The 7,509-nt window shown below is 33.3% G+C and carries 8 protein-coding genes; all 8 read left to right on the top strand.

The window, feature by feature from the left end; all coding sequences use genetic code 11:
• The first annotated feature begins 583 nt into the window (after positions 1–583).
• A complete protein-coding gene (locus tag AC1RPH_RS07500) occupies positions 584–742 on the top strand; it encodes a hypothetical protein (protein WP_185931198.1) in 159 nt (52 codons plus the stop codon).
• A 159-nt stretch (positions 743–901) separates the two neighbouring features.
• On the top strand, positions 902–1,333 hold the full coding sequence (locus tag AC1RPH_RS07495) for a GNAT family N-acetyltransferase (RefSeq protein WP_220741389.1): 432 nt from the start codon (positions 902–904) through the stop codon (positions 1,331–1,333).
• Positions 1,321–1,485 carry a hypothetical protein gene (locus tag AC1RPH_RS07490; RefSeq protein ID WP_013102110.1) on the top strand — a complete coding sequence of 55 codons (165 nt, stop codon included), beginning with the start codon at positions 1,321–1,323 and terminating at the stop codon, positions 1,483–1,485. The genes AC1RPH_RS07495 and AC1RPH_RS07490 overlap by 13 nt, the downstream gene beginning before the upstream one ends.
• 489 nt (positions 1,486–1,974) lie before the next feature.
• Positions 1,975–3,210 carry a MobV family relaxase gene (gene mobV, locus AC1RPH_RS07485; RefSeq protein ID WP_481761987.1) on the top strand — a complete coding sequence of 412 codons (1,236 nt, stop codon included), beginning with the start codon at positions 1,975–1,977 and terminating at the stop codon, positions 3,208–3,210.
• 503 nt (positions 3,211–3,713) lie between these two features.
• A complete protein-coding gene (locus tag AC1RPH_RS07480; RefSeq protein WP_481761986.1) occupies positions 3,714–4,868 on the top strand; it encodes a RepB family plasmid replication initiator protein in 1,155 nt (384 codons plus the stop codon).
• Positions 4,861–5,505 (top strand): hypothetical protein, encoded by a 645-nt coding sequence (locus AC1RPH_RS07475; RefSeq protein WP_481761985.1) that lies wholly within the window; start codon positions 4,861–4,863, stop codon positions 5,503–5,505. The genes AC1RPH_RS07480 and AC1RPH_RS07475 overlap by 8 nt, the downstream gene beginning before the upstream one ends.
• Complete coding sequence (locus AC1RPH_RS07470; RefSeq protein WP_224143287.1) at positions 5,493–6,692, top strand: restriction endonuclease subunit S; 1,200 nt, start codon at positions 5,493–5,495, stop codon at positions 6,690–6,692. The genes AC1RPH_RS07475 and AC1RPH_RS07470 overlap by 13 nt, the downstream gene beginning before the upstream one ends.
• Positions 6,693–6,754: 62 nt before the next feature.
• On the top strand, positions 6,755–7,509 hold a 755-nt coding region (locus AC1RPH_RS07465), incomplete at its 3' end, for a plasmid replication initiation protein (protein WP_481761984.1).

Here is a 7,509-nt window from a genome sequence, read left to right as displayed (position 1 = left end):
AAAAACAAAAAGTTAATCCTGAAAATTACATTTTTGGCGCAATGAGAAATACTTTTGAAGTGTGGTACAGCGAATACTTGCAATCATTAAGTTAAAATGGCTAAATTAGCTCATATAAGAGCCATAGAGAAACTTTAAAAGCAACAAAGTACAAAGACTAGTAAAATGTTAAAAATGCCTTAGAAGCGTTATTAAAGGCAATTAAAATCAAAGGACAAGATAATATCTTGTCCTTTTTTTCTGATTATTTTGAAGTTAAACAATTAAATTATGTATCATACTACCTTTTTTAGAAAGCTCATTTTACACTGCGTAATACGTCTGTTTACTGTCACTTACCATATCAAAAACAGTCAAAAATAAAAGGGTATATAAACTCACAAGTTCGCCCTTGTATTTTTTTTATGTTTTTTATCTGTTTTCATCACAGCAAACGACCGAAAACGCACTGGAAAAAATGAACTATCAAAATAAAAAAAGGGGGTGATCTATGTACATAATTTAATAACTTAAAAATAATCATCAATCCAGCTTCACTCACTCAACACCTAAAAAAAATGTGTTTAAAAGAAAGGACAGAAAAATGAATAAAAAGTTTTTAAAGCAACAATTAGATAATGCAGAAAGCGAGAATAGAGTGATAAGTAAAGCTCAAAATGAACAAGAAACTAAAGTGTTAATACGAAAATATGGAACGCTAGGTAACTTAAATAAACGATTGTTAGAATTAGAATATTTTTAAATTATAAGGAGTGGAAATAATGGAACTAATAAGTGTAGAAACAATATGTGAAACAATAAATGGAAAAGAATATGATTAATTAATATCATTTCCTAGTTTTAGATAATTGAATCCTCTCCTATTTCTTATTAAACTTGTTTTAGGAAAAAGGGGGCTACAATGATTACAAAATTAAACAGTTTTTCAGACAGGGATTTAGAACAATTGGCACAGATTTGGTTGAATGGCAATTTACAAGCACATTCATTTATTCCCGCTCAGTATTGGAAAAATCAATTTGTGAACATTAAAAAAATGTTGCCTGAAGCAAATATTTTTGTGTATAGGAATAATGAAATAATTATCGGTTTTTTAGGCGAATTAGATGGTTACATAGCTGGATTATTTGTTGACATGAACTACAGAAAGCAAGGTGTTGGTAGCCGATTAATTAATTACCTAAAACAAATAAACGACAAATTAACACTTTCAGTCTATGTAGATAATATTAATGCCGTTAATTTTTATGAGAATAAAGATTTTATCATAGACAGTGTAGGTATGGATACTGAGACTGATTCAAAAGAGTATCGTATGACTTGGGAAAAATAAAAGGTAAAGACTTTTTTTATAAAAGCTTTGCTTTTTATTTTGCAATAAATAATGCTAATGTAAGTGACAGAATAATTAGTACCAATATCGCTAAGACACTTTTGATGCCAAAAGCAATAGTTAGACTTATCAAAATAATAAGTGGCAAATAAAAATAGTCCAATTTATTGACTTCTGAGCAATCCATACCAGTGTAGATTTATTAAAATTGTTACCAAAAAAACGCGTGTAGTTTGCTTACAGGAAATATTGGTCATAACTTAATACGATGAGAAATTATATTAGCATTCAAAATAAGTTGAGATACAGATACTATCTCAACTTATTTTTTTATGGGGTTAAGCTGACACCAGCTTGCCCCACGCGGGTAGCGTTCTGCATGACATGCTCTCACTGAAAGTGATCCTGCAATGATAAATTGCCCCGTCACGGCGTGACCCGCCAGAGGTTTTACAAGCCGGATAAGTGGCGCTGTAAAATAGCAGTTTCCCCAGTAAGAAGGGGAAACGCTACGGTCATCGCTTGGCGATGACGCGCCTCGCAGAGCCTGTCCAAAATATTATTTTGGTATAACAGGCTATACCAGATTTTTAACGGTGTTATACTGGTCTTGGAAAACCCTTTTTGAGGAGGCATTTTTGATGGCGCATTTAAAGAAAAATACGCGTGGCGCAGTCCCAGGTTTAGCGGTTCACTTTGAACGTAAAACCGACCATCACACTAACAAAGAAATTGATGTGTCGAAAACCTATCTAAATCAAGATCTGATGGCGGATGGTTCTGATATGCTGTCACGCTTCAATGCGCGTTTAAATGACGTTTATTGCATGAAAAGAGACGATGTGAAGGCGTTAGCGACTTGGATTGTCACTTTACCTGAAGAACTTACAGAAGCGTCCTACGAGCAACAGAGCGCCTTTTTTGAAGCAACCACTAATTTTCTGAATGACCGTTATGGTCAAGAAAATGCCGTGGCCGCTGTCGTACATTATGACGAGACAACCCCTCACTTGCACTATGCCTTTGTCCCAGTGGTTTTTGATAATAAAAAAGCACGTGATAAAGTATCCGCTAAAGAAGTCCTCACGCGCCATGATTTGCAAAGCTTTCATGAGGATTTAGATGAGCATTTAAAAAAAGTGCTGCCCTTTTATGAACAAGGGATTTTAAATAACAAAACCTTACCGTTTGAGAATGTCGCTGAAATCAAAAAATACAACGATCAGTTTAACGCTTTAAAAACTGAACTAGCCGATATTGAAGACAATATTCGTGCGAAACAGGCCGTACTTAAAATCACGGATCAAGCCTTAACGGAATTGGACTTAGCCGAAAAACAAATTGATGCCTTTAAACAAGACTTATCTAAAAACCTCTTTGGTAAGACGGTGCTTAAACCAGATGACTTAGATCGCTTTAAAAGTGTGTTAGCCACGATGAAGAAAGCCACCTTGCAAAGCCAGCATGAGACACGAGAACTCAAGCAAACGTTAGGCCAAGTCAACGCGCAATTAGCTGACATCCAAGCTGACTATCAAAACCTGAAAGAAACTCATCAAATGTTTCAGAAGCGGCAGCGAGAACAGCAAAAAATGGACTATGTGATGCGTGACATGCTTAAAAATGATTATGGTGTCGACAAACTATCGCATACTGATGTGGAGGCTCGGTATGTTCTTTATAAGCTGGATCATGAAGAACTCACTCAAAATAAAAAAGTAGCCCAGACCTGGTTAAAGACACTGACGACAGCTAGAGCAGATCCAGATACGAAAATAGCGCCAACTAGATTAGATTGGGGTATTGAACAAGTTAAAGCATTAATTAATCGAATCATTGAATTAACGCGTGATATTTTTAAAGGGCCAAGTCTTTAACGTTATAACGGCCTATTTGCTCGTCTAAGCGTTTTTAACCATGTGACGTAGAAATAATCATCAAATAGATTCAAACGTCGCTATTGGCTTAATAAGGGGCAATTAGGTTACATAACCAGGAATCCATCATTTAAAATAATGCCAAACAAAAAGAACACTCTGGACAAACATTATGTACAACGGTGTTCTTTTTGTTTTGTTTTTATTAATTCAATAAAAAGGCGAAGCCTATTATAAGTTTATCTTTTATATTTTAATCTTTTGTTCTTTTGCGTGGTTATAAAGTGAGCATTAGCAATGCTTCAAAGCTAAATACGTGTACAAAATACTGTGCATACGTGTACAAAATACTGTGCATACGTGTACAAAATACTGTGCATACGTGTACATTTTATTTTTTCATGTACACGTAAAATGCTATAATAAAAAGCATAAAGAAATTCCCGACAAAAAGTTTTTCTTTATGCTTATATCCAACAACACGCCCAAAGGAGTGTATCTATATGTCCATTATATCAGAATCAAAGACAAGGCAGGTGCAGACCTTGAATGAATTATCAAAAAGAAAAGTGGTCGAACACAATAGCTTAATCACATCCATTGCCAAAATGGATAAAACGCCGCTTAAAATGTTTGAATTAGCTGTTTCTTTAATCGATACAGAAAACCCACCTCAAGATCAAACGGTTTATTTATCAAAGCAAGAAATGTTTGCTTTCTTTAAGGTGAATGATAACGATAAACATAGCCGATTTAAACAAGCGATTGAAAGAATGCAGAAACAAGCTTTTTTTCAGATTAAAAAAGAACAAGATAAAGGGTTTAAGTTTGTTAGTATTGTGCCAATCCCTTATGTGGAATGGACGGATTATAGTGACGAAGTAAAAATTGAATTTCATCGTGAAATCATGCCTTACTTAATCAATCTTAAAAACAATTTTACGCAACATGCTTTGTCAGACATCGCAGAATTAAATAGCAAGTATGCCATTATTCTATACCGTTGGTTATCGATGAATTACAACCAGTACGAGCATTACAGCTTTAAAGGTGGTCGGAGACAAGACCAAATTGATAGTTATCGTAATCCTGAAATTAGTATCCGAGATTTACGAGAAATGACAGATACGATAGATGAGTATCTGGATTTTAGAAATTTTGAAAAAAGAATTTTAAAAAATGGTATTGAAGAAATTACAAATAATACAACTTTTAATGTGACGTACGAAAAAGTTAAAAAAGGGCGCAGCATTGATAGCATTGTCTTTCACATTACTAAAAAACAAGTTGCGGCTGATAGTAGTTATAAACAGGATGATCCCGTTTATATCGAGGGCAAGATTCGTCAAGAAGAAACAGAAGATATGTTGACTGTTAAGGCAATAAAAAGTCCCTATACAAAGTTACTTATGGAGCAGTTTTTATTGTCATATATTGATTTAACGGATACGACTATTTTGTCAGGGTTACAGAAAAATGTATATCCACTTTATGACGAATTAAAAGAATTACGTGGTTTAAAGGGCGTGAAAGAACACTTAGCCTATATCAGAGACAAACAAGATGACTATTCGAAAAAGAATATTGCTAAGTATCTTAAAAAATCGATTGAACAGTATCTACCAATCGTTAAAAGGCAGGATATAGATCATGAGTGACAATTTAAAAACGATTCGAGAACTTGCAGATGAGTTAGGAGTTAGCAAGAATAAAATTCATTATCAAGTTTCTAAAATATCAAGCGAATATGTAGTTAGAAATAATAGTATGAAGCTATTAACCGCTGAAGCGGTTAAACAAATAAAAGAAAATATAGGTATTGAATTAAACAGTAGTTTAAACAGTAAGTTAAATACCGTTAAACACCAAGAAAACACTAATATAAAAGGAAATACAAGTGTTGAAGGCGTTGAATTAAACAGCACTTTAAATAGCTATTTAAACAGTCTTAAACACCAAATTGAATATCTTGAATCTCAAAATACCAATAAAGATGAACAAATAAAAAGTTTAGTGGAAGCACAAAAACAAACGCAAAATTTGTTAGACCAGCAACAACAATTAGCCTTACAAGATAAAAAGTTGTTAGAAGAATACAAAGCAAAAAACGACAGATTAAAAGTTCTCAAAATGCCCTCACAGGAAACACAATTCAAACACTTAGACAATCAATATAAAGATGAAGTGAACGCTCTTAAAGAGAAGTTGGAAAATTTGCAGGAACAAATCAAAGATCAAAAAAGGATAGAAGAACAAGAAAAACCAAGAAAATGGTGGGGACTATGGCGAAAATAGATGATTCAGTTAAAAAGAAAGTTCCTGAATTGCGATTTGCGGGGTTTGCTGACGATTGGGAAGAGCGTAAGTTGGGTGAATTAGCTAGTTTTTCAAAAGGCAATGGATATACAAAAAATGATTTAGTCGAATTTGGAGATCCAATAATTTTATATGGTCGCTTATATACAAAATATGAAACAGTTATTGAGAAAGTAGATACATTTGTAAATAAGAAAGATAACTCAATAATTAGTGAAGGATCTGAAGTCATAGTACCTGCATCAGGAGAATCTTCAGAAGATATTTCTAGAGCTTCAGTTGTTGGTAAATCAGGTCTAATTTTAGGCGGAGATTTAAATATAATTAAACCAGTAAATTATATTGATTCTATTTTTTTAGCTTTAACTATTTCTAATGGATCTCAACGACAAGAAATGTCGAAGAGAGCTCAAGGAAAATCTGTAGTTCATCTGCATAACTCTGATCTAAAACAAGTAAATCTTTTATATCCAAAATTAGAAGAACAACAAAAAATTGGGACATTCTTCAAACAACTTGATTGCGCTATCGCTCTTCATCAACGTAAGTTAGATTTGTTGAAAGAACAGAAAAAAGGCTACTTGCAAAAAATGTTTCCAAAAGCTGGAGAAAAAATTCCTGAATTGCGATTTGCGGGGTTTGCTGACGATTGGGAACAGCGTAAGTTGGGGGAGATATTTAACTATGAGCAACCAACAAAATATATTGTTAAATCTACAGAGTATGATGACACTTTTAATACACCTGTTTTAACAGCAGGTAAGAGTTTCTTATTGGGCTATACAGATGAGATTACTGGGATTAAAAATGCTACCGTAGAGAATCCAGTTATTATATTTGATGATTTTACAACTGGTTCTCATTATGTAGATTTCCCTTTTAAGATTAAGAGTTCCGCAATGAAATTACTTAGTTTGAATGATAATTCTGACAATTTCTATTTTATGTTTAATACGTTGAAGAATATAAAATATGTACCTCAAAGTCATGAACGTCATTGGATTTCTAAATTTTCAGAATTTGAAATCTATAAACCTAGTCAGGAAGAACAGCAAAAAATTGGTTCATTTTTCAAACAACTCGACGACACTATCGCTCTTCATCAACGTAAGTTAGATTTGTTGAAAGAACAGAAAAAAGGCTTTTTACAAAAGATGTTTGTTTAGGGGCTATAATTATATAATGACCCCTAGAAAAGACTATTAAAACAGCCCTCGTTATCTACTAGTTGGATAATGGGGGCTGTTTTTTTGTTAAATGGTATAATGGATCATATATAGCAGGACTATTATTTCAAATCAAGCAAGGATTTGATCCCAAGAAAAAGAAAAATTTACCCAATCGACTTTACCTTGATGATTTAGAAGTTACAGCAAAAGACGTGTATATTAAACGGGATTTTGCTAATAAAACGGCTGAAACCCTTGATACAAGCGGACATCACGAAATCGGACGCCGACAAGAAAATAATAAAACAGCTGAAACCCTTGATACAAGCGGACATCACGAAATCGGACGCCGACAAGAAATGGCTGAAACCCTTGATACAAGCGGACATCACGAAATCGGACACAATCTATATAAGACTAACTTAGATACTAATAAAGATACTAATAAAGATACAAGCATGCTTGATTTTTCATCAATTAATTTCTCTCAAAATGTTCTACAAAAACAAAATCAAGACATTGTAGCTAATGCAAGCGAATTTCTAGTATCAAACGGAAATGCAGGTAAAATTCCTTTAGAAGCTGAAACAATAAAGTTAATCAGTTTATGGTCTGCAAATGATCCAAAGAAAATGGAAAAAATGATTGGGATTATTTTTAATGCTAAAAAAGCAAGTGAAACATTTATTACTCAACAAACAGGAAAACCAACAACTATCTTTTTAGATAACTATGAAGATTTGCAACATGACATCACAGTTTCATTGAGAAGAACATTTAACGCTATTAGAAATAAACAGGATAAAAAACAAAA

It is taken from the genome of Dellaglioa sp. CoH-57-MRSF-16, assembly GCF_056782055.1.
This window is presented reverse-complemented; position numbering and strand designations above follow the sequence as displayed.